Raw genomic sequence first — 20,936 nt, 5'->3', positions numbered from 1 at the left:
GAGCGCCGTCAATCGATCGTTGCATGACGATGTCGTATCGTAGCCCGGCTCTCTCCCATCCCCCAAGAGGTTGCGTCACATGAAAATTGCGGTGGCCGGTACCGGTTACGTAGGCCTGTCCAATGGCGTTCTGCTGGCCAGGCACCACGACGTGGTGGCCGTGGATATCGTCGAATCCAAGATCAAGTTGCTCAACGCGGGCCGCTCGCCCATCGTCGACAAGGAGCTGGAGGCCGCCCTGGCCGAAGGTGGGCTGAAGTTCCGGGCCACGCTAGATCCTGCCGAGGCCTACGCCGACGCGCAGTTCGTGATCATCGCCACGCCGACCGACTACGACCCGGACACCAACTACTTCAACACCAAGTCGATCGAGGCGGTGATCCGCCAGGTGATGGCGATCAATCCGGCTGCCGTGATGGTGATCAAGTCCACCGTACCGGTCGGCTACACGGAAAAGGCGCGCAGGGAATTCGGCACCAACAACATCATCTTTTCCCCGGAGTTTCTGCGTGAGGGCAGGGCGCTGTACGACAACCTGCATCCCTCGCGCATCATCGTCGGCGAGCGCTCGGAGCGGGCCAAGGTGTTCGCCGGGCTGCTGCAGGAAGGTGCGATCAAGCAGGACGTGCCGGTCCTGTTCACCGAGCCGACCGAGGCCGAAGCGATCAAGCTGTTCGCCAACACCTACCTGGCCATGCGTGTGTCCTACTTCAACGAACTGGACACCTACGCGGTCAGCCATGGCATGGACAGCCGCCAGATCATCGAGGGCATCTGTCTGGATCCGCGCATCGGCTCGCACTACAACAATCCGTCCTTCGGCTACGGCGGCTATTGCCTGCCCAAGGACACCAAGCAACTGCTGGCCAACTACCAAGCCGTGCCGCAGAACCTGATCCGCGCGATCGTCGATTCCAACACCACCCGCAAGGATTTCATCGCCGCCGATGTCCTCAAGCGTGGCCCCAAGGTGGTGGGCATCTTCCGCCTGATCATGAAGGCCGGGTCGGACAACTTTCGCGCCTCCAGCATCCAGGGCGTGATGAAGCGGCTCAAGGCCAAGGGCGTGGAGGTCATCGTCTACGAACCCACGCTGGATGAGCCCGAGTTCTTCCGCTCGCGGGTCGTCAACGACCTGGAGGCCTTCAAACGCGAGGCCGACGTGATCATCAGCAATCGCATGACCGACGTGCTCGCCGATGTGCCGGAGAAGGTCTACACCCGCGATCTGTTCGGCGACAACTGAGTCGGAATATTCCGCATGCGGCAACGGAGAAGGGAGCCTCGCGGCTCCCTTCCTCTTTTAGCGTTTGAACGAAGATGGCGCCCCGCTAGGAGGGGCGCGGTCTTGCAGGCCTCAGCCCTGCAGCAGCGCAGAAATCTCGTCGGTCTTTTGCTTGAGCAACGCGGCGTCGCCACGCGTTTCAACGTTCAGGCGCAGCAGCGGCTCGGTGTTGGAGCTGCGGATGTTGACGCGCCAGTCGCCAAAGTCTGCGCTGGTGCCGTCAGTGTAGTCCAGCGCCGGGTTGAGCTCGGCGTAATGGTCCATCACGCGCTTGACCGCGGCCTTGGCGTCGCTGACCTTGAAGTTGATCTCGCCACTGCACGGGAACTTGGCCACGCGATCCTCGACCCAGTTGCCCAGCGAGCGGCCCGAGGTGGAGACCAGCTCGGCGATCAGCAGCCACGGGATCATCCCGGAGTCGGCGAAGGCGAATTCGCGGAAGTAATGATGCGCGCTCATCTCGCCGCCGTAGACGGCGTTTTCCGAGCGCATCTTCTCCTTGATGAAAGCATGGCCGCTCTTGCACAGCACCGGCACGCCGCCGGCTTCCTCGACCATTTCGATGGTGTTCCAGGTCAAGCGCGGGTCGTGGACGACCTTGCCACCCGGCTGCTTCTTCAGGATGGCCTGGGCGAGCAGGCCGACCAGGTAATAGCCTTCGATGAACTGACCCTTCTCGTCGAAGAAGAAGCAGCGGTCGAAGTCGCCATCCCAGGCAATGCCGAAGTCCGCACCGTGCTGCTTGACCGCTTCGGCGGTGGCGGCGCGGTTTTCGGGCAGCAGCGGGTTGGGGATGCCGTTGGGGAAGCTGCCGTCCGGCTCGTGGTGGATGCGGATGAACTCCAGCGGCAGGTGTGGAGCCAGCAGGTCGACGATGGCACCCGCGCCGCCGTTGCCGGCATTGACCACCACCTTGAGCGGCTTGAGGCTGGCCGGCTTGATGTAGCTCAGCAGGTGCTCGATGTAAGCCGCCTTGTCGGGGCGATGCGACTCCTTGCCCGTCGCCTCGGTGGCAGGGGCCTTGTCGGCATCGGCCTTGTCGCGGATCTCGAACAGGCCGGTGTCCGAACTGATCGGCTTGGCCTGCTCACGCACCAGCTTCATCCCGTTGTAATCCATCGGGTTATGGCTGGCGGTGACCATCACCCCGCCGGCGGCGTTGAGATGATCGGTCTGGAAATAGACTTCCTCGGTGCCGCACAGGCCGATGTCGATCACCTCGCGTCCGCTGGCGCGGATGCCGGCCGACAGTGCGTCCTGCAGCCCGGCGCTGGTCAGACGGACATCGTGACCCAGCACGATCGGACCGGCGTCCAGCATGTCCGCCAGGGCCACACCGATGCGCCGGGCGAGATCCTCGTCCAGCTCGTCGGGGACGCGGCCGCGGATATCGTAGGCCTTGAATGCGGGAAGCGGCATGGTGGGGGAGTCCTTTGTCTACAGGGGTGCCGAGTGTAGCGGCCCGGATGACAAGAGAGCGTCAGCGTGGCTGGACCAAAGTCCAACGGGCCACAGGGCGGGACGCCGATAGAATGCGAGGCCACGCACTTATGTGGACCATGCGATGAATGTTCCTTCAGGCGCCTCACCGGCACGCGGCAAGGTCTATCCGGACGCGCCTACCGCCCTGGCCGATATCACCGCCGATGGCCAGACCCTGGCGGTGGGCGGTTTCGGCCTGTGCGGCATCCCCGAGGCGTTGATCGCCGCCTTGCGCGACACCGGGGTCAAGGGCCTGACGGTCATTTCCAACAACGCCGGCGTCGATGGCTTCGGCCTGGGCCAGTTGCTGGCCACCCGCCAGATCCGCAAGATGATTTCGTCCTATGTCGGCGAGAACAAGGAGTTCGAGCGCCAGTTCCTGGCCGGCGAACTGGAGCTGGAATTCAATCCGCAGGGCACGCTGGCCGAGCGCCTGCGCGCCGGCGGCGCGGGCATCCCGGCCTTCTTCACCGCCACCGGCTACGGCACGGTGATTGCCGAAGGCAAGGAAACCCGTGAGTTCGACGGCAAGCACTATGTGCTGGAGACCGCGCTCAAGGCGGACCTGGCTCTGGTCAAGGCGGCCAAGGCCGACACCGCCGGCAACCTGGTGTTCGACAAGACCGCGCGCAACTTCAATCCCGCCTGCGCGATGGCCGGCAAGGTCTGTGTGGCCGAGGTGGAAGAGATCGTCCAGGTCGGTGAGCTCGACCCGGATCACGTGCATCTGCCGGGCATCTACGTGGACCGCATCGTGTTGAACGCGCATCCGGAAAAGCGCATCGAACAGCGCACCGTGCGCGAGGGTCAGTAGGCGCGCTGCGCCGATGCCATCAGGCATTGGCTGCGCCTGCGGAAGACCGGCCATGGATGGCCGGGCTGGGGTTCGGTGACGCGACGTTGTTTCGCCAGGGATGGCAGCTGGATTTCACACACTCGGAGGACTCAACATGGCCTGGACCCGCGAACAGATGGCCGCGCGCGCCGCGCAGGAACTGACCGACGGCGCCTACGTCAACCTGGGCATCGGCCTGCCCACCCTGGTGGCCAACTACATCCCTGAGGGTGTGGACGTGTGGCTGCAGTCGGAGAACGGCCTGCTCGGCATTGGCCCGTTCCCGACCGAAGACGAAGTCGATCCCGACCTGATCAACGCCGGCAAGCAGACCGTGACCGCGCGCAAGGGCGCGAGCTTCTTCGGCAGCCATGACTCGTTCGCGATGATTCGCGGCGGGCACATTGACCTGGCGATCCTGGGCGCCATGCAGGTCACCGACAAGGGCGACCTGGCCAACTGGATGGTGCCGGGCAAGATGGTCAAGGGCATGGGCGGGGCGATGGATCTGGTCGCCGGCGTCAAGCGCGTCGTGGTGATCATGGAGCACGTCGCCAAGGACGGCAGCCACAAGCTGCTGCCCGAGTGCGACCTGCCCCTGACCGGCGTGGGCGTGGTCGATCGGGTCATCACCGACCTGGGCGTGTTCGACATCACCCCTGAAGGCCTGAAGCTGGTCGAGCTGGCCGACGATGTCACCCCTGCACAAGTGCGGGAGAAAACGGGCGTGCCGGTGGCTGGCGTCGCTTGAATCAGGCCGATCCGTTTGCGTTGCGGTCTGATTGGATGACGCTTGATGAGGCCGATACGCTTGATGCCGTGCTGGAACGGCAAGTCGACTGGCAGACCCACCGCATGCGCATGTTTGGGAAGTGGGTCGACGCGCCACGTTTGAGCTGCTGGATCGGCGATCCGGGGGCGGCGTACCGGTATTCCGGGCAGCACTTCGAACCCCATCCCTGGCCAGGCGCCTTGGTGCCGCTGCGTGAGCGCCTGCAGGCCGAACTGGGAGTGCCGTTCAACAGCGTGCTGGCCAATCTCTACCGCGATGGCCGCGATGCGATGGGCTGGCACAGCGATGACGAGCCCGAACTGGGGCCCGAGCCGGTGATCGCCTCGGTCAGCCTGGGGGCCACGCGCCGATTCGTGCTGCGCAGGCGCGACGATCATGCGGTCAAGCAGACCTTCGCGCTGACGTCCGGCAGCCTGCTGGTGATGCGTGGCACATGCCAGCGTGAGTGGCAGCATGCGCTGCCGCGAACGGTGCGGCCGGTCGGGCGGCGCATCAACCTGACCTTTCGTCACATCCTTTAGCGACTCGAATCGAGTGGGCAAACATGCGTGGGTGGTCGCCAAACCACGTGCGGTTGCAGGCACCGGATCGATCAGCCTGAGGTCGCCGGCATGTTCTTGGGCAGCGTCGGATCGATGGGCGGATGGGCCTTGGCGCTGTTCAGCGCCCAGCCCACGATCTGCGAGGTGACCTGCGACAGGGCCTGGTCGAAGGCGGGCACGACCTGATCGACTGCGGTTCCACGCGCAGGCTGGACCACCTTGAAGGTGCGTGACGCGGTCACGCTCTGGTCGTAGCTCTGCACGAGTTTGGCGTTGAGCACGATGGTCGCCGAAGGCATATCGCCGCCGGCGTAGTCGGCCTCGAACTGACGCACGTCCATCACCAGCTTGAAGGTCCCGCGGATGCCGGATTCGGTGGTGCCGGCGCCTGCGGTCCGGCCGGAATCTTCCAGGGCGCGCACCACGGCATTCTGCAGCATGTCCGTGCCGCTCTGGGCCCAGGCGGCGCCATGGTAGACCTGCAGCTCGTCGGGCGTCGGGCGTACGGCGATGCGGGAACTGTCGATGACCCGCGGCGCGCTGGGATTGGCCACCACGATGGTCCACGGGATGCTTGGCCATGCCGCGTCGGTGTCGACCTGGACCTGGGGGGCATAGATGGTCGTCGGCTCACGGCCACCGCCGCCCAGCAGGGAGGAGCAGCCGGCCAGCGCGGCGGTGGACGCCAGGGCCACGGAGAGGGTCAGCGCCTTCATTTGGGTTCGAACTCCTTGGGTGCGTCACGGCCGAGCAGGTAGCGCGCAGGGTTGCCTTCGAGCCGGTCGCTGACGCGGCGCAGGTCGCGTATCAGGCCGCGCAACTCGTTCAGGGTCGGCCCGAGCTGGCCCAGGCCGTCATTGGCGAAGCTGTTGATGGCCTGCCGGTTCTCACCCATGATCGCGTCGGCGTTGCCGGCGGCCGAGTCCAGCTTGGCCAGGGCCGCGTCCAGCTTGTCCAGCGTGGCCGGCAACTGCTTGACCACGTTCTGGTCCAGGTCGGCCAGGGTCCCGTTGGCGGTCTTCAGGGTGGCGTCCAGGCTTTGCGCGGCGTCGCGCGCGGAGACCAGCAGCGCCTGCACGCCGGCCTGGCGGTCGGACAGGTCGTTGCTGATCTTCTGCAGGTTCTGCAACGTGCCCGAAATCGCGGCCACGTTCTCGTCGCTCAGGACCTGGTCCATCTTCTCGACGATGCGGTTGGCGGTGTCGGTGATGTTCTGCAGGGCCGAGGGACTGGTGCGGATCACCGGCGCGTCGCGCTTGTCCACGTCCACCAGTTCCTTGCTGCCCGGCGTGCCGCCGCTGAGCTGGATGATGGTCGGCCCGGTCAGGCTGGTGATCGCCAGCTTGGCCGTGGTGTCGGTCTTGACCGGGGTATTGGAATCCACGCGGATCTGGGCGATCACCTGGCTGGGATCGTTGGGGGCCAGGGAGAGCTTGGTGATCGAACCGACGGCGATGCCGTTGTACTGCACCGGGCTGCCCACGCTCAGGCCGGTCACCGCCTCTCGGAACACCACCTGGTACTGCTGCCAGCTGCGCTCGGACGAATACTTGGCCGCCCACAGCCCGAACAGCAGCAGGCCGATGCCCACCACGATGGTGAAGGCGCCGATCAGGACGTAATTGGCCTTGGTTTCCAAATGCCTGTGCTCCGCAATTAACGCGCGTCGCGCGCAGCCCGTGCGCGCGGCCCGTGGAAGTAGTCCTGGATCCAGGGGTGGTCCAGTTGTTCGATCTCGGCCAGGGGCGCGGTGGCGATCACGCGCTTATCGGCCAGCACGGCCACCCGGTCGCAGATAGCGTACAGGGTGTCCAGGTCATGGGTGATGAGGAAGACCGTCAGTCCCAGGGCTCCCTGCAGGGTCTTGATCAACCGGTCGAAGGCGGCCGCGCCGATCGGGTCCAGGCCGGCGGTGGGTTCGTCCAGGAACAGCAGCGGCGGATCCAGCGCCAGGGCGCGAGCCAGGCCGGCGCGCTTGCGCATGCCGCCGGACAGCTGCGAGGGCAGCTTGCTCACCGTATCGGCCGGCAGCCCCGCCAACTTCACCTTCAGCAAGGCCAGCTCGTAGCGGAAGGTGTCCGGCAGCTCGGGGTGGTTCTCCTTCAGCGGCAGCTGCACGTTCTCGCCTACCGTCAGCGAGGAGAACAGCGCGCCGTCCTGGAACAGCACGCCGGTATTGCGCTCGATGTGCTGGCGCGCCGCGCGGCGTCCGGTGCGGGCATCCACGCCCAGGACCTCGATCTGCCCGGCCTCGGGGATCTGCAACCCCAGGATGGTACGCATCAGCACCGATTTGCCGGTCCCCGACCCGCCGACCACGCCGATGATCTCGCCGCGGCGCACGCTCAGGTCCAACCCGTCATGCACGGTCTGTGCGCCGAAGCGGTTCACCAGCCCGCGCACGCGGATCACCGCGTCGTCGTCCGTGTCGGATCCGGTTTCGGGCTGCGTGGTCTCGACTTGGTCGGCCTGCATGCTCACCAGCCCACCTGCATGAACCACAGCGCCGCCAGCGCATCGAGGATGATCACCAGCGAGATGCATTGCACCACCGAGGAGGTGGTGCGTTCGCCGACCGATTGCGCGGTGCCTTCCACCTGCAGCCCCTGCAGGCAGCCGATCAAGCCGATGACCAGGGCAAACACCGGCGCCTTGGACAGGCCAACCAGCATGTGTCGCAGTTCGATGGTGTCGTGCAGGCGGCCGATGTACATCTGCGGCGGGATGCCCAGGTCAAAGGCGCCCACGGTGATGCCGCCGGCCAGGCCGGCCATCATCGCCACGAAGGTCAGCAGCGGCAGGGTCACCAGCAGCGCGATCAGGCGCGGCAGGACCAGCAGGTCGATCGGGTCCAGGCCCAGCGTGCGGATCGCGTCGACCTCTTCGCGGCTCTTCATTGCGCCGATCTGGGCGGTGAAGGCACTGGCGGTACGCCCGGCCAGCACGATGGCGGTCAACAGCACCGCGAACTCGCGCAGGAAGGCGATGGACACCAGTTCGACCACATAGATCTCCGCGCCGAAGTCGCGCAGGATCGTCGAGCCGAGGAAGGCGATCACCGCGCCCACCAGATAGGACAGCAGCGCCACCAGCGGCAGGGCATCCAGGCCGACCTGCTCCATGTGGTGCACCGTGGCGGTCAGGCGCAGGCGACGCGGCGCGTGCAGGATGCGCAGCAGCTTGACCAGGTTTTCGCCGGTGAAGCTCACCAGCGCCATGATCTCGCGACCGTTGTCGTGGACGCGCTCGCCCAGGCGGCTCAGGGCGGCCAGGAAGCCCAGATCGCGTTTCTTCCTGGGGCGGTCGTCGACCACGTCCTCGATGCTGGACACCAGCGCCTGGTGGTCCTGCCGGAACTGCAGGCTCTCCAGCGGCAGGTCGCGGCGTGCCGCGTGCCGCAGCAGCGCCAGGACACCGGCCGAATCGATGCGCGAGACCTCGGTGGCATCCAGCGTGGTGGCGTCCTCGGGGATCTTCGCCAGCTGCTCGCCCACATCCAGGGCGCAGGCCAGGGTCCAGCTGCCCATCAACCGTGCCCGCGTGGGCTCGGCCGGGTCGATGCGGACCTCGGGCTGTGTCTGTGCGGGCGGCTTCATATCGGTCTGGCCGCGAGCATACAGGCTATGCCGGTGAAGGTGAGCGCCACCCCGGCCACCGCGCGCCGTCCCAGCGGCTCACGCAGCCATACCGCGCCAAGGATCACCAGGAACACCGACGCCGATTCGTTGAGGATGGCGGCCACCGCCGCCGGCGCGTACTTGTAACCGCCCAGCCACAGCACCATCGACAGGCCCTGGCCACACAGGGCGGCCAGCAGAAGCCGCGGCCATGGCACCTGTTTGGGATCGAAGCGGAAGTGGCGACGGGTCTTCGGCCACGCCGCGAGCGCGACCAGCCCGGCGACCGCGCCGGCCAGGCGCACCAGGGTGATCCACAGCAATGGCTGGGCTTCCAGCACATGCTTGAGCATCACGATGGAGACGGCCATCAGTGCGATCGACGTCAGTCCGATGAGCACCCCGCGCGCGGTATGCGCTGGTGTGGTCTGCCACTGCTTTGGTGGTCGTGCCACCAGGGCCACGCCGCCGGCGACCAATGCGAAACCCAGCCACTGCCACGGCCCCAGCCGCTCACCCAGGAACAGATAGCCCATCAGCAGGACCAGCGGACTGTAGAGATTGCCCACCACGCCCATGCGTCCGGCACCCAGCTCGTTGAGCGCCCTGAAGTACAGCGTGTCGGCCACGGCGATGCCCATCAGCCCGCTGGCCAGCGCCAGCACGACCTGCGTGCCAGTCAGGGCGGGCAGCACGCCGCCGGTGCTGATCCATGCCACCGGCGCCAGCACCAGCAGGACCAGTCCGTTCTTGAACAGGTTCAACGTCGCCGGCGGCAGGCTGCGACCCAGCTGGCGCGCCAGGATCACCCCGAACGCCCAGGTCGCCGCGCTGCCCAGGGCCATGGCTTCGCCCAGGCCGATGTTCATGCGGTTTGGGCGTGCGACACGGGGCACCATGGCGAAGGGGACAATCGGTCAGTGTAGGAGAAGTCCCGCGCCCGCCTACACTAGGGCCAGCTCCCCGATGTCGTGCCGATGCCACGTCCGCCCGCACCCGCCACCTATGCCCAGCGCATCGCGTTCGTTTGCGAGATCGCCGCGCGCCTGCATCGCTACGGCACCACCGCCCAGCGCCTGGAGGGCAGCATCCTGGTGCTGTCGGCGCGGCTCGGGCTGGATTGCGAGCCCTGGTCCAATCCCACCGGGCTGATCCTGAGTTTCAGCGATCCCAAGCGCGCGCTGGGGGCCAGCGACACCACGCGCGTGATCCGCCTGGCACCCGGCGACAATGATCTGGGCAAGCTCTCCGAAGCCGATCGCATCACCGAGGCGGTGGCCACCGGCGAGATGAGCCTGGCCGAAGGGCATGCGGCCCTGCGCGAGCTGGACCGCGTGCCGTCGCGCAGCTTCCAGCTCAAGCAGGTGCTCGCCTTCGGCCTGGCGTCCGGCGGCGTTGCGGGCCTGTGGCGGCTGCCGTGGCTGGATATCGCCACCGCCGCGCTGATCGGGCTGCTGATCGGCCTGCTGACGCAATTGTCCGAGCGCAGGCCGCAACTGCGCGAGGCATCCGACGCCGTGGCTTCGCTGGTGGCGGGCCTGGTGGCGATTCTGGTCTCCAGCCTGGTCGCCCCGCTCAATCTCAATACGGTGATCATTTCCTCGCTGGTGGTGCTGCTGCCGGGCATGAGCCTGACCAACGCCTTCAACGAACTGACCAGCCAGCACTGGGTGTCCGGGACGGCGCGGTTCGCCGGCGCGGCCACGACCGTCATCAAGCTCACCGTGGGCAGCATCATCGCCGTCACCCTTGCGCAATTGCTGGACCTGTATCCGGAAGTCCGCGCGCTGCGTCCACAGCCGGATTGGGTGGAATGGGCGGCCCTGGTGATCAGTGCCTATGCCTTTGCCGTGCTGTTCAAGGTCCAGCGACGCGATTATGTCTGGGTGATGGGCGCGGCGATCTGCGGTTACCTGATCTCGCGCTACGCCGGCAAGGCCTGGGGATCGCCGGTGGGCTTGTTCCTGTCCGCCCTGGTGATGACTGCCGTGGGGAATCTGTTCGCCCGCAGGCTCAACCGGCCCGGTGCGTTGATCCGCCTGCCGGGCATCATCATGCTGGTGCCCGGCAGTGCCAGCCTGCGCGGTCTGATGAACCTGGTCCAGGGTGGGCAGGGCAGCGATTCGACCCTGCTGGTGGTGCTCCAGATCCTGATGGCGCTGGTGGCCGGGCTATTGTTTGGCAATCTCCTGGTCCCGGCGCGCAAGGCACTTTAGGACCGGGTGGGCCATAAAAAAACGCCGGCATAACCGGCGTTTTTTCCGAAATCCGATTTGCCCGGATCGAGGGTATTACTTCTTGCCCTTGATCAGGAAATCCTCGGGCTTCTTGCCGGCTGCCACGTAGGCGGCCATCCAGCGCGGCTGCTTGCCACGGCCGGTCCAGGTTTCCTTGGTATTGGCCGGGTTGCGATACTTCGGTGCCACCTTGCCCAGCTTGCGGCCAGCGGTGCTGGTCTTCTTGACTGCCTTGCCACGGGCCGGCGCGGCGCCGGTGGTCCCGAACAGCTCGTCGATGCTGTAACCCTCGGACTTGGCGAATTTGAGGATGCGGCTGCGCACCTTGGTGATGGGCGTGCGCTTGGCAATGGCCGTCTGGCGCTTCTGGGCCTGGGTAATCAGCGAGGCGAGTTCTTTCGGGGACAGCCCGGTCAGGTCGATCGACATCGAATAACTCCGATTTTGGATAGGGGAATGCGGCCGGTCCATGGCGGAGCGCGGCCATCCTAATCCAAACTGCGAATTGGATTCAAACTTTTCAAATCATCGGTCGGAAGGCGGGGCCGTAAATGGACGGCCCCTTTTTATCGATTCCGACATTTCAGGGCGCTTTATCGGGTCGGTTTCAGACGGTCGAGCAACGCGACCTTGTCGATGTTTTCCGCCGCATCGGCACGGCGCGCGCGATATTCAAACGTGCCGGCCGCCAGACCGCGCTCGGACACCACCACCCGGTGCGGAATGCCGATCAGTTCGATATCGGCAAACATCGCGCCCGGGCGCAGGCCGCGATCATCGAGCACCGCGTCCAGACCCGCGTCCTGCAGTTCGGCAAGCAGCGCCTGTGCGGCCTCGGTGACCGCCGTGTCGCCCTTGGGATTGATCATGCACACCGCAACCTGCCATGGCGCCATCGCATCGGGCCAGATGATGCCGTTGGCGTCGTGGTTCTGCTCGATCGCCGCGGCGACGATGCGTGAGACGCCGATGCCGTAGCAACCCATCGACATCACCGCGGCCTTGCCGGTCTCGTCGAGCACCGTGGCGTTCATCGCCTCGGCATATTGGCGGCCGAGCTGGAAGATATGGCCGACCTCGATGCCGCGCGCGAGCCGGATCTGGCCGCCATCGGCGGCGGGCTCGCCCTCGACCACGCTGCGCACGTCGGCCACGGTGTCCGGCTCGGGCAGGTCGCGGCCCCAGTTGACTCCGGCGATATGGAAGCCCGGCTGGTTGGCACCGACCACGAAATCGGCCAGCGCGGCAACGTCGCGGTCTGCCACCACGCGGAACGGCCTGGCGGCCCCGATTGGGCCCAGGAAGCCCGGTTCGCTGCCCAGATGATCGAGGATCTCGGCTTCGGTGGCCATGCGGTAGCCGGCCATGCCCGGCACCTTGGCCAGCTTGATCTCGTTGACGTCGTGGTCGCCACGCACCAGGACCAGGACGAAGCCGTCCTCGGTCATGGTGGCAATCGACTTGACCGTGCGCTGCAAGGCGATGCCCATCAGCGCTGCCACCGCCTCGCAGGTCTTTTGGGTCGGGGTCTCGATCCGGCGCATGTCTTCAGCCGGCGCCGGGCGCTGGGCAGGCTCGGCCGCCACGGCCGCTTCGACATTGGCCGCGTAGTCCGAGCCGGTGGAGAAGGCCAGGGCGTCCTCGCCCGAGCCGGCCAGCACGTGGAATTCCTGCGAGGCATCGCCGCCGATGGCGCCGCTGTCGGCCAGCACCGCGCGGAACTCCAGTCCCAGCCGGCTGAAGATGCGGGTGTAGGCCGCATGCATGTTGCGGTACTCGCGCGTCAGGTCTTCGTCGCTGAGGTGGAAGGAGTAGGCGTCCTTCATCAGGAACTCGCGCGCACGCATCACGCCGAAACGCGGACGGATCTCGTCGCGGAACTTGGTGTTGATCTGGTAGAAGTTCACCGGCAGCTGCTTGTAGCTGGACAGCTCGTTGCGGGCGAAGTCGGTGATGACTTCCTCGGCGGTCGGCGCGTAGCAGAACGCCTGCTCCTTGCGATCGGTCACCTTGAGCAGTTGCGGGCCGAACTTCTTCCAGCGGCCGGTCTCCTCCCACAGCTCGCGCGGCTGGATGGTCGGCAGGATCACTTCCAGCGCGCCGGCGCGGTTCATCTCCTCGCGCACGATGGCCTCGACCTTGCGCAGCACGCGCAGCCCCAGTGGCGACCAGGTATACAGGCCGGAGGCCAGCTTGCGGATCATGCCGGCGCGCAGCATCAGCTGGTGGCTGACCAGCTCGGCGTCGGAGGGGGTTTCCTTGGTGGTGCGGAGATGGAACTGCGACAGGCGCATCGTGGAGGCATCGCTTGCGGAAAGCGGGCATTTTGCCAGTTGCCGCGCCCCGGCGCCGGACCGGCGCGCCGGCATCGTGGCGGCGAGGTCCGCTAATGCAGCGGGGTGACCCGGTCGCCACCGGCGCCGTCGAGCGGGACACGCTGGTACGGGCGGCCCTTTGGCGGCGGGGTCTGGGTGATCTGCAGCGTGCCGGTCTCGTCGCGTCAGCGGTACAGCGTCGGGGGCTGCGCCTGACGGGTCTGCGCATCGGGCGTCTGGCCGGGCGGGGTGCGGCCGAGCCACCACGCCAGTCCGCCGCCGAGGACCAGGCCGGCCAGGATCGCCCAGCCGATCCGCATCGGATCAGCCGCCGGACGGATCCGTCGCGGCGGTGGCCGGTGTGCAGTAGGCCTTGACCGCCGCGTCGGCCAGGGAGCGCTGGCTGGCGCGCTGCTCGTCGGTCAGCACTGCGCCGGGCTTGCCGTCGGCGCCCATCTGCCGGACCGGGGCGCTGTTGGCCAGGATCTTCTGGTTGAGTTTGGCGCTGGCGCACTGGGCGCTTTCGACCGGTGCGGCTTCTGCACCTGCCGGCGCCTCGCCACGGGCCAGGGCATCGGCGCGGTTGATCTGCTTGCCCTCGAGGTTGCGTCCCGCCGGCGGGGTGTCGGAGTAGTGGGTGACGCCCTGCGCGTCTTTCCACTGATAGAGGCTCTGGCCGTGGGCCAGCGGAGACGCCAGCAGGACCGACAGGATCAGGCAGGTGGACAGGCGCATCGGGCAACTCCGCGTGAGATGGGCGCAACGGCGGGGATTGCAGCACCCGGATGCCCGCAAGGCAAGCCGAAAGGGCGGACAGGCGCGCCAGGGCCACGGCAAGGCTAAACTGCACGGATGGACCAGCTTCCCCAGCGCAAACGCGCGCGCGGCATTTATCTGCTGCCCAACCTGTTCACCACGGCCGGGCTGTTCTCCGGCTTCTTCGCGATCATCTCGGCGGCCAATGCCGAATTCGTGCATGCGGCCATCGCGGTGTTCATCGCCGGCCTGATGGATGGCGTGGACGGGCGCGTGGCGCGCCTGACCGGCACCAGCAGCGATTTCGGAGTGCAGTACGACTCCCTGGCCGACCTGGTCAGCTTCGGCATGGCCCCGGCGCTGGTCATGTACCACTGGTCGCTGTCCTCGCTGACCCTGGACGGGGCGACGATGGGCCGGGTTGGCTGGGCGGTGGCCTTCCTCTACGCAGCCTGCGCGGCGCTGCGCCTGGCGCGCTTCAATACCCAGGTCGCCACGGTGGACAAGCGCTGGTTTGTCGGCCTGGCCAGCCCCGCGGCGGCGGGACTGATGATGTCCTTCGTATGGGCCTTCGCCGACGGCGAGCTGGGCCTCAGTGGCGACCAGCTGCGCTACGTGGCCCTGGCCATCACCATCGTGGCAGCCCTGCTGATGGTCAGCCGAGTGCGCTTCTGGAGCTTCAAGGGCAGTGGTCAGGGCGGTGCGCGCGCCGATCGCATTCCGTTCCTGCTGGTGGTGCTGGTGCCGGTGGTGATCGCGGTGCTGGTCATCGATCTGCCGCGCACCCTGCTCGCGATCGGGGTGCTCTACGCGCTGTCAGGTCCGGTGATGTGGCTGCTGAATCGGCGCGGGCGCCGGGGTGTCGCGCCGTGAGCCTGGACGCGGCCCCGCTGTGGACCGGTGAGCAGCACGCTTGGCTGCAGGCCTTGGGCCATACCGTCTGGGTGCCCGGCAGCGTGCCGGTGGCCGACGCTGCGCCGCATGCCGCACCGCCGCGTCCCGCCGCGCGACCCGCGTCCCAGCGTCCGGCCGCCGCACCGCCTAGGTCGCGTCTTAGCGCACCTGTGCTGGACGAACCGGCTCCTGCGGCCGCGCCCCGGCGGCCAGTGGCCCCCGCCCGCAGGGCAGGGACGCCATTGCATGACGCCTTGCATTTCGCCCTGGTGCGTGCCTCCGGACTGAACCCGAACGCGCCCGAGGCGGCCCAGATCATGGCCACCTGGCCTGCCTCGGCGCAGTTGCGCGGCAATGCGGCGGCCAAGCGTGCGCTGTGGCCGCAGCTGCGGGCGCTGCGCAAGGGCGTGGTTCGGGGATGAGTGCGCTGCAGTCCGGCCCGGCGCCGGCCGCCACGCTGCGGGCGATGCGTGAGTCGGACCTGGATGCGGTCATGGCGATCGAGGTCCGGGCCTATCCGTTCCCGTGGACGCGCGGGATTTTTCGGGACTGCCTGCTGGCCGGGTATCCGGCCTGGCTACTGGTCGAACACGGGCTGCCGATCGGCTATGGCGTGATCAGCCTGGCCGCGGACGAGGCGCACATTCTCAACGTCTGCGTGGCGCCCGAGCGGCAGGGGCGTGGCCTGGGCCGGCAGCTGTTGCGCGCGCTGGTCCAGGGCGCGCGCGAACGTCGCGCCGAGCGTGTCTTCCTGGAAGTGCGGCCGTCCAACCCGCCCGCCATCGCGCTCTACCACAGCGAAGGCTTCAACGAGATCGGGCGACGGCCGCGCTATTACCCGGCCCACAACGGGCGCGAGGATGCCATCGTGATGGCGATCGAGCTGGTCGACGGCGAGATCGACCGGATGCCGCCGCTGTAGGACAGGACGTGCGGGCTGTTCTGTGGGAGCCGCTACAGCGGCGATGAGGCTTCCTCGGGAAAGCCCCTTCGCCGCTATAGTGGCTCCCACCTGTAGAGCGGAGCTTGCTCCGCTGCGGCCTTCCCCACGAACCGAACGAAGAGCAGCGGAGCAAGCTCCGCTCTACAGGCAGACCGCTGCGAGACTTGAGAAGACAGTTGCTCCCACAGCAGCCACTGCCCATCAACAGCAGGGCAGCCATTGTGCCCACAGCAGCCATTGGCAATGACTTGCGCCGCTGTCGGCAGCGGGCTTACAGCTTGGCGCGCTGCTCCTGCAGGGCGGTCAGCTGGCCGGTCCAGTCGGCCAGGCGCACGCGTTCCTGCTCGACCACCGCCGCGGGCACCTTGTCGCTGAACTTGGCCAGCTTGGCCTCGCTCTTTTCGCGTTCGCCGGCGACCTTGGCGATCTCCTTGTCCAGACGGGTGCGCTCGGCGTCCAGATCGACCAGGCCTTCCAGCGGCACCAGCAGGCGCAGCTCGCCGACCACGGCGGCGGCCGAGGCAGGCGCTTCGGCGCCGTCCAGCCATTCGATGGCCTCCAGCTTGAGCAGGAACTGCAGCTGCGAGGCGAAGCGCGCCACGCGCGCGCGATCCTGCTCGGTGCCGGCCTGCAGAAGCAGGCGCACGCTCTTGCCAGGCGACACGCCCAGTTCGCTGCGCACGCGGCGCAGGGCGCTGACCATGGCCTTGAGCCATTCCACATCGGCCTCGGCCGTGGCGAAACCGGCCGCGCCCACGCTTTCTGCGGTGGGGTAGGCCTGCAGCGAGATGCTCTCGCCGGCCACGCCCACGCGCGGGGCGACCTGCTGCCACAGTTCCTCGGTCACGAACGGGGCCAGCGGATGCAGCAGGCGCAGCAGCTGCTCGAGCACGTACAGCAGGGTGTGGCGGGTGCTGTCGGCGGCAGCTTGATCGGCGCCATTCAAGGCCGGCTTGGCCAGTTCGACGAACCAGTCGCAGAACTGGTTCCAGGCGAACTCGTACAGCGCCTGCGCCAGCAGGTCGAAGCGGTAGGCGGCGAAGTGCTCGGCCGCCTCGGCCGATACGCGCGCCAGGCCGGCGAGGATCCACTTCTCGGCATCGGTCGCAGGCTGGGGCGCGCCGCTGAACTGCGCGCCCTCGGTGTTCATCAGCACGAAGCGACTGGCGTTCCACAGCTTGTTGCAGAAATTCTTGTAGCCCTCGGCACGACCCAGGTCGAACTTGATGTCGCGGCCGTGGGTGGCCAGCGCGGCGATGGTGAAGCGCAACGCATCGGCGCCGTGGGCGGCGATGCCATCCGGGAATTCCTTGCGCGTGGCCTTTTCGATCTTCTCGGCCAGCCTGGGCTGCATCAGTCCGCGCGTGCGCTTGGCCAGCAGGTCGTCCAGCGAGATGCCGTCGATGATGTCCAGCGGGTCCAGCACATTGCCCTTGGACTTGGACATCTTCTGGCCCTGCGCATCGCGGATCAGGCCGGTGATGTAGACGTCCTTGAACGGCACCTGCCCGGTGAAGCTGTCGGTGGCCATGACCATGCGCGCCACCCAGAAGAAGATGATGTCAAAGCCGGTGACCAGCACGTCGCTGGGCAGGTAGCGGTCGAAACCGCGCTCGGCCATGGCCGCCTCGTCCGGCCAGCCCAGCGTGGAGAACGGCCACAGTTGCGAGGAGAACCAGGTCTCCAGCACGTCGCTGTCCTGGGTCAACACCACCTCATCGCCCAGGCCGTGCGCGCTGCGCACGGCGGCCTCGTCGCGGCCCACGTAGCAGGTGCCGGCTTCGTCATACCAGGCCGGGATGCGGTGGCCCCACCACAGCTGGCGGCTGATGCACCAGTCCTGGATGTTCTCCATCCAGTGGCGATAGGTGTTGATCCAGTTCGGCGGGACGAACTGGATGTCGCCGTTTTCGAAGCGTTCCAGGCCGCGCTTGGCCAGGCCGTCCATCTTCACGAACCACTGGTCGGTCAGGTAGGGCTCGATCACCTGCCCGGTGCGGTCGCCACGCGGCACCTGCAGCTTGTGCGGCTTGGTTTCGACCAGCAGTTCCAGCGCTTCCAGGTCGGCCAGCACGTCCTTGCGGGCGACGTAGCGGTCCAGGCCCTGGTATTTGTGCGGCGCGTTGTCATTGATCGTCGCGGTGGGCGTGAACAGATTGATCATCGGCAGGTCGTGGCGCACGCCGACCTGATAGTCGTTGAAGTCGTGCGCCGGGGTCACCTTGACCACGCCAGTGCCGAACGCTCGGTCCACGTAGTCATCGCCGATCACCGGAATGGTGCGCTCGCTCAGCGGCAGCGCGACGGCCTTGCCGATCAGGCCGGCGTAGCGCGGATCTTCCGGATGCACCATCACCGCGGTATCGCCGAGCATGGTCTCCGGGCGGGTGGTGGCCACGACCAGGTAGTCGCGCACTTCGCGCAGGGTTTCAGTGCCGTCGGCATCGACTTCGACATGCTCGTAGGTCGCGCCGTCGGCCAGCGGATAGCGGATCGACCACAGAAAGCCGTCTTCCTCGACGTTTTCCACTTCCAGGTCGGAGATCGCGGTCTTCAGCACCGGGTCCCAGTTGACCAGGCGCTGGCCGCGGTAGATCAGGCCCTGTTCGTACCAGCGGAGGAAGGCCTCGTTGACCGCCTGCGAGGGCTGCGGGTCCATGGTGAAGGTGCTGCGCGACCAGTCGGCCGAGGTGCCCAGGCGCCGCATCTGGCGCTCGATGGTGTCGCCGGACTGCTGCTTCCATTCCCAGACCTTGGCGATGAAGCCCTCGCGGCCCAGCGAGTCGCGGGTTTCGCCCTGGCCTTCGGCGGCCAGGTTGCGGCTGACCACCATCTCGGTGGCGATGCCGGCATGGTCGGTGCCCACCTGCCACAGCGCGTCGAAGCCGCGCATACGGTGGTAGCGCACCAGCGCGTCCATCAGCGTCTGCTGGAAGGCATGGCCCATGTGCAGCGTGCCGGTGACGTTCGGCGGCGGCAGCAGGATGGTGTAGGGGGTGCCGGTGCCGGAGGGCTTGAACGCGCCGCTGGCCTCCCACTGCGCGTACAGGCGCGCTTCGAAGGCTTTGGGGTCATAACTGGAGGCGAGCGGTTCGGTCATGGCAATCGGTCTTGGTCGTCCCGGCGCATCGCCGGGCGGAACGAAAATACGGATCGGCCGGCACGGGCGCCGGCCGAAGGGGTTACATGTCGTGCTTGTTGAGCGAGAAGCCCCGGGCCTGGTACTGACGCCAGCGCTCGCGCAGCGGCTCGCGGGCGGCCGGATCGGCGGGCACCACCTCCAGCACCCGCTCACAGGTGCCGGCGTAGGCGTCATCGCGCAGGTTGATCACCAGCGGACGTTGCGGGGTGTCGGTCTCCGGCGTGGCGATCAGGACCGGGGTGACCTCGTCCTCGTCATCCATCCCGACGATCTGGTGCGGCACGTAGGCATCGTCCTCGAAGGCCCACAGCAGCTCGTCCAGTTCCTCGGCCTGGGCCGTATCGCGGGCCAGGATCACCGTGTACTGGCTGGTGGCGTAGCACTTCTTGGCCAGTTCGCAGACCAGGTGCAAGGGCGCCTCGAGGAAGCGCGGCTTGGCGATCAGGTAGAAGTCGGCGCGGGCCATGAACAACCAGGGTGGGGAATGGGGAGTCGTCGCGCGAATGCGCTGACGCGTGCGGGGCAGGGCGCTCGAAGCATCGCGCCCGCCCCGCACGCCATCAGGCCGCGCGGTCCAGCAGCCACTGCGCCAGCAGGTTCACCGGGCGGCCGGTGGCCATGCCGCGCTTGCCCTCGTCGTTGGCCACCCCGGCGATGTCCAGGTGCGCCCAGCGCTGGTCTTCGGTGAAACGCGACAGGAAGCAGCCGGCGGTGATCGCCCCGCCCCAGCGCCCGCCGATGTTGTAGACATCGGCGAAGGCCGAGTCCAGCTGGGCCTGGTATTCGTCCCACAGGGGCAGGCGCCAGGCGCGGTCGTAGACGTGCTCACCGGCGGAGAGCAGCTCGTCGCACAGGTCGTCGTGCTTGCTCATCAGGCCGGCGGCATGGCGGCCCAGGGCGACCATGCAGGCGCCGGTCAGGGTGGCCACGTCGACCAGGGCGGCCGGCTTGAAGCGCTCGGCGTAGGTCAGCGCGTCGCACAGGATCAGGCGGCCTTCGGCGTCGGTGTTGCCGACCTCGATGGTGCGCCCGGACATGGAGGTGATCACGTCGGAGGGACGGTAGGCGTTGCCGTCGATGGCGTTCTCCACCGCCGGCACGATGGCCACCAGGTTGATCGGGACCTTCAGCCCGACTGCGGCCACGAAGGTGCCCAGCACCGTGGCGCCGCCGCACATGTCGTACTTCATCTCCTCGATGCCGCCCTGGACCTTCAGGTTGACGCCGCCGGTATCGAAGGTGATGCCCTTGCCGACCAGCACGTAGGGCCGGGCGCTGGCATCGGCCGCGCCGTTCCACTTCAGCACGATCAGGCGCGGGCGGTTGGCCGAGCCGCGGGCCACGGCCAGCAGCGAGCCCATGCCGAGGGCTTCCATCTGTGCCTCGTCCAGGATCTCGGCCTCCGCACCATCGTGGGCGGCGGCGAAGTCCTGCGCCTGCTGAGCCAGGTAGGCCGGATTGCAGATGTTCGGCGGCAGGTTGCCCAGCTCACGGGTGAACTTCACGCCGTTGGCGATGGCGATGCCCTGGGCCAGGGCTTCGGCGTCGTCGCCACTGAAGGCGACCTTGGCCAGGCTCAGCGGCTCGGCCTTCTTCTTGCCCAGGGTGGCGGTGTAGCGGTAGGTGGCGTGCTCGGTGGCGGCCACGGCCTGGCGGATCGCCCAGGCGGCGTCGCGGCCGGGCACGTCCAGCCCGGTCAGGGTGATCAGGGCGCTGGTGGAGGCTCCATCCTTGAGGGCGCGCACGGCCTCGGTGACGACCTTGAGGTAGGTCGGCACGTTGAACTTGGCCGCCTCGCCCAGGCCGACCACCAGCACGCGCGGGGCGGTGACGCCGGGCAGGTCGTGCAGCAGGGTGGTGCGGCCGCTGCGGCCGGGGGCATCGCCGCGCTGGACCAGTGCGGTCAAGCGGCCGTCGCTGGCCGCATCGACCGCCTTGGCCGCTGCATCGAGGGTCTTGTCCGCGTACACGCCGACGACCAGGCAGTCGACCGCCGCGGCGGTGGGGGTGTCATGGTTCAGTGTGAATTCCAGGGCCATTGCGCAGATTCCGTTGAGTCGGTTTCACCAGCAGTTACGTACAATCCGTGGCCGCC

21 protein-coding genes are annotated in these 20,936 nt (G+C 67.4%); 8 read left to right on the top strand and 13 right to left on the bottom strand.

Annotation, left to right across the window (positions count from 1 at the left end; all coding sequences use genetic code 11):
• The first annotated feature begins 79 nt into the window (after positions 1 to 79).
• The gene (locus PJ250_RS04125) at positions 80 to 1,246 is read left to right on the top strand and encodes a nucleotide sugar dehydrogenase (RefSeq protein ID WP_271647282.1); all 1,167 of its coding nucleotides are present in this window, start codon (positions 80 to 82) and stop codon (positions 1,244 to 1,246) included.
• A gap of 111 nt (positions 1,247 to 1,357) precedes the next feature.
• Here the strand turns inward: PJ250_RS04125 and PJ250_RS04120 are convergent, their stop codons facing one another.
• Entirely contained in the window at positions 1,358 to 2,704 is a 1,347-nt protein-coding gene (locus tag PJ250_RS04120) for a phosphohexomutase domain-containing protein (RefSeq protein ID WP_271647281.1), read from the bottom strand.
• Positions 2,705 to 2,849: 145 nt separating this feature from the next.
• On the opposite strand from PJ250_RS04120, the gene PJ250_RS04115 reads away from it, so the two are divergent.
• From PJ250_RS04115 to PJ250_RS04105, 3 genes are all read left to right on the top strand, one after another.
• Positions 2,850 to 3,581: a CoA transferase subunit A gene (locus tag PJ250_RS04115; RefSeq protein ID WP_271647280.1), complete on the top strand. Its 732-nt coding sequence runs from the start codon at positions 2,850 to 2,852 to the stop codon at positions 3,579 to 3,581.
• 136 nt (positions 3,582 to 3,717) lie between these two features.
• The gene (locus PJ250_RS04110) at positions 3,718 to 4,353 is read left to right on the top strand and encodes a CoA transferase subunit B (protein ID WP_271647279.1); all 636 of its coding nucleotides are present in this window, start codon (positions 3,718 to 3,720) and stop codon (positions 4,351 to 4,353) included.
• A gap of 35 nt (positions 4,354 to 4,388) precedes the next feature.
• Positions 4,389 to 4,916 (top strand): alpha-ketoglutarate-dependent dioxygenase AlkB family protein, encoded by a 528-nt coding sequence (locus PJ250_RS04105; protein ID WP_271647278.1) that lies wholly within the window; start codon positions 4,389 to 4,391, stop codon positions 4,914 to 4,916.
• 71 nt (positions 4,917 to 4,987) lie between these two features.
• On the opposite strand, the gene PJ250_RS04100 is transcribed toward PJ250_RS04105, so the two are convergent.
• The 5 genes from PJ250_RS04100 to PJ250_RS04080 are packed head-to-tail and all read right to left on the bottom strand — an operon-like array spanning position 4,988 to position 9,423.
• Positions 4,988 to 5,653: an ABC-type transport auxiliary lipoprotein family protein gene (locus PJ250_RS04100; protein ID WP_271647277.1), complete on the bottom strand. Its 666-nt coding sequence runs from the start codon at positions 5,651 to 5,653 to the stop codon at positions 4,988 to 4,990.
• Positions 5,650 to 6,576: an MlaD family protein gene (locus tag PJ250_RS04095; protein ID WP_271647276.1), complete on the bottom strand. Its 927-nt coding sequence runs from the start codon at positions 6,574 to 6,576 to the stop codon at positions 5,650 to 5,652. The genes PJ250_RS04100 and PJ250_RS04095 overlap by 4 nt, the downstream gene beginning before the upstream one ends.
• 17 nt (positions 6,577 to 6,593) lie before the next feature.
• Complete coding sequence (locus PJ250_RS04090; protein ID WP_271648518.1) at positions 6,594 to 7,412, bottom strand: ABC transporter ATP-binding protein; 819 nt, start codon at positions 7,410 to 7,412, stop codon at positions 6,594 to 6,596.
• 2 nt (positions 7,413 to 7,414) lie between these two features.
• The gene (locus PJ250_RS04085; RefSeq protein ID WP_271647275.1) at positions 7,415 to 8,533 is read right to left on the bottom strand and encodes an ABC transporter permease; all 1,119 of its coding nucleotides are present in this window, start codon (positions 8,531 to 8,533) and stop codon (positions 7,415 to 7,417) included.
• Positions 8,530 to 9,423 (bottom strand): DMT family transporter, encoded by an 894-nt coding sequence (locus PJ250_RS04080; protein ID WP_271647274.1) that lies wholly within the window; start codon positions 9,421 to 9,423, stop codon positions 8,530 to 8,532. Before PJ250_RS04080 ends, PJ250_RS04085 begins: the two co-directional genes overlap by 4 nt.
• 108 nt (positions 9,424 to 9,531) lie before the next feature.
• Here PJ250_RS04080 and PJ250_RS04075 point away from each other — a divergent pair, with 108 nt between their 5' ends.
• Entirely contained in the window at positions 9,532 to 10,770 is a 1,239-nt protein-coding gene (locus PJ250_RS04075; protein ID WP_271647273.1) for a threonine/serine exporter family protein, read from the top strand.
• Between the two features lie 75 nt (positions 10,771 to 10,845).
• Here the strand turns inward: PJ250_RS04075 and PJ250_RS04070 are convergent, their stop codons facing one another.
• The 4 genes from PJ250_RS04070 to PJ250_RS04055 form a co-directional block, all read right to left on the bottom strand.
• A complete protein-coding gene (locus PJ250_RS04070; protein WP_271647272.1) occupies positions 10,846 to 11,220 on the bottom strand; it encodes an H-NS histone family protein in 375 nt (124 codons plus the stop codon).
• Between the two features lie 164 nt (positions 11,221 to 11,384).
• Positions 11,385 to 13,085 carry a proline--tRNA ligase gene (locus tag PJ250_RS04065; protein WP_271647271.1) on the bottom strand — a complete coding sequence of 567 codons (1,701 nt, stop codon included), beginning with the start codon at positions 13,083 to 13,085 and terminating at the stop codon, positions 11,385 to 11,387.
• 206 nt (positions 13,086 to 13,291) lie between these two features.
• Complete coding sequence (locus PJ250_RS04060) at positions 13,292 to 13,426, bottom strand: hypothetical protein (protein WP_271647270.1); 135 nt, start codon at positions 13,424 to 13,426, stop codon at positions 13,292 to 13,294.
• Positions 13,427 to 13,430: 4 nt separating this feature from the next.
• Positions 13,431 to 13,841: a DUF4124 domain-containing protein gene (locus PJ250_RS04055; protein ID WP_271647269.1), complete on the bottom strand. Its 411-nt coding sequence runs from the start codon at positions 13,839 to 13,841 to the stop codon at positions 13,431 to 13,433.
• A gap of 117 nt (positions 13,842 to 13,958) precedes the next feature.
• Between PJ250_RS04055 and pssA the strand changes: the two genes are divergently transcribed.
• From pssA to rimI, 3 genes are read left to right on the top strand one after another with little or no spacing between them, the layout of a single operon-like run.
• Positions 13,959 to 14,735: a CDP-diacylglycerol--serine O-phosphatidyltransferase gene (gene pssA, locus PJ250_RS04050; RefSeq protein ID WP_271647268.1), complete on the top strand. Its 777-nt coding sequence runs from the start codon at positions 13,959 to 13,961 to the stop codon at positions 14,733 to 14,735.
• Positions 14,732 to 15,178 (top strand): alanine acetyltransferase, encoded by a 447-nt coding sequence (locus PJ250_RS04045; RefSeq protein WP_271647267.1) that lies wholly within the window; start codon positions 14,732 to 14,734, stop codon positions 15,176 to 15,178. Before pssA ends, PJ250_RS04045 begins: the two co-directional genes overlap by 4 nt.
• Positions 15,175 to 15,678, top strand: coding sequence for a ribosomal protein S18-alanine N-acetyltransferase (rimI, locus tag PJ250_RS04040; protein WP_271647266.1), 504 nt, complete (start codon positions 15,175 to 15,177; stop codon positions 15,676 to 15,678). Before PJ250_RS04045 ends, rimI begins: the two co-directional genes overlap by 4 nt.
• A 292-nt stretch (positions 15,679 to 15,970) precedes the next feature.
• Here the strand turns inward: rimI and PJ250_RS04035 are convergent, their stop codons facing one another.
• The 3 genes from PJ250_RS04035 to PJ250_RS04025 all read right to left on the bottom strand — a co-directional run bounded on the left by PJ250_RS04035 (position 15,971) and on the right by PJ250_RS04025 (position 20,880).
• Positions 15,971 to 18,799 carry a valine--tRNA ligase gene (locus PJ250_RS04035; RefSeq protein ID WP_271647265.1) on the bottom strand — a complete coding sequence of 943 codons (2,829 nt, stop codon included), beginning with the start codon at positions 18,797 to 18,799 and terminating at the stop codon, positions 15,971 to 15,973.
• A gap of 82 nt (positions 18,800 to 18,881) precedes the next feature.
• On the bottom strand, positions 18,882 to 19,307 hold the full coding sequence (locus PJ250_RS04030; protein WP_271647264.1) for a DNA polymerase III subunit chi: 426 nt from the start codon (positions 19,305 to 19,307) through the stop codon (positions 18,882 to 18,884).
• A 94-nt stretch (positions 19,308 to 19,401) separates the two neighbouring features.
• Complete coding sequence (locus PJ250_RS04025; RefSeq protein ID WP_271647263.1) at positions 19,402 to 20,880, bottom strand: leucyl aminopeptidase; 1,479 nt, start codon at positions 20,878 to 20,880, stop codon at positions 19,402 to 19,404.
• Between the last annotated feature and the right edge of the window lie 56 nt (positions 20,881 to 20,936).

The organism is Pseudoxanthomonas sp. JBR18 (assembly GCF_028198165.1).
Lineage (GTDB): Bacteria > Pseudomonadota > Gammaproteobacteria > Xanthomonadales > Xanthomonadaceae > Pseudoxanthomonas_A.
Note: the sequence above shows the minus strand (reverse complement) of the source record. Positions and strands in the feature narration are given on the sequence as shown.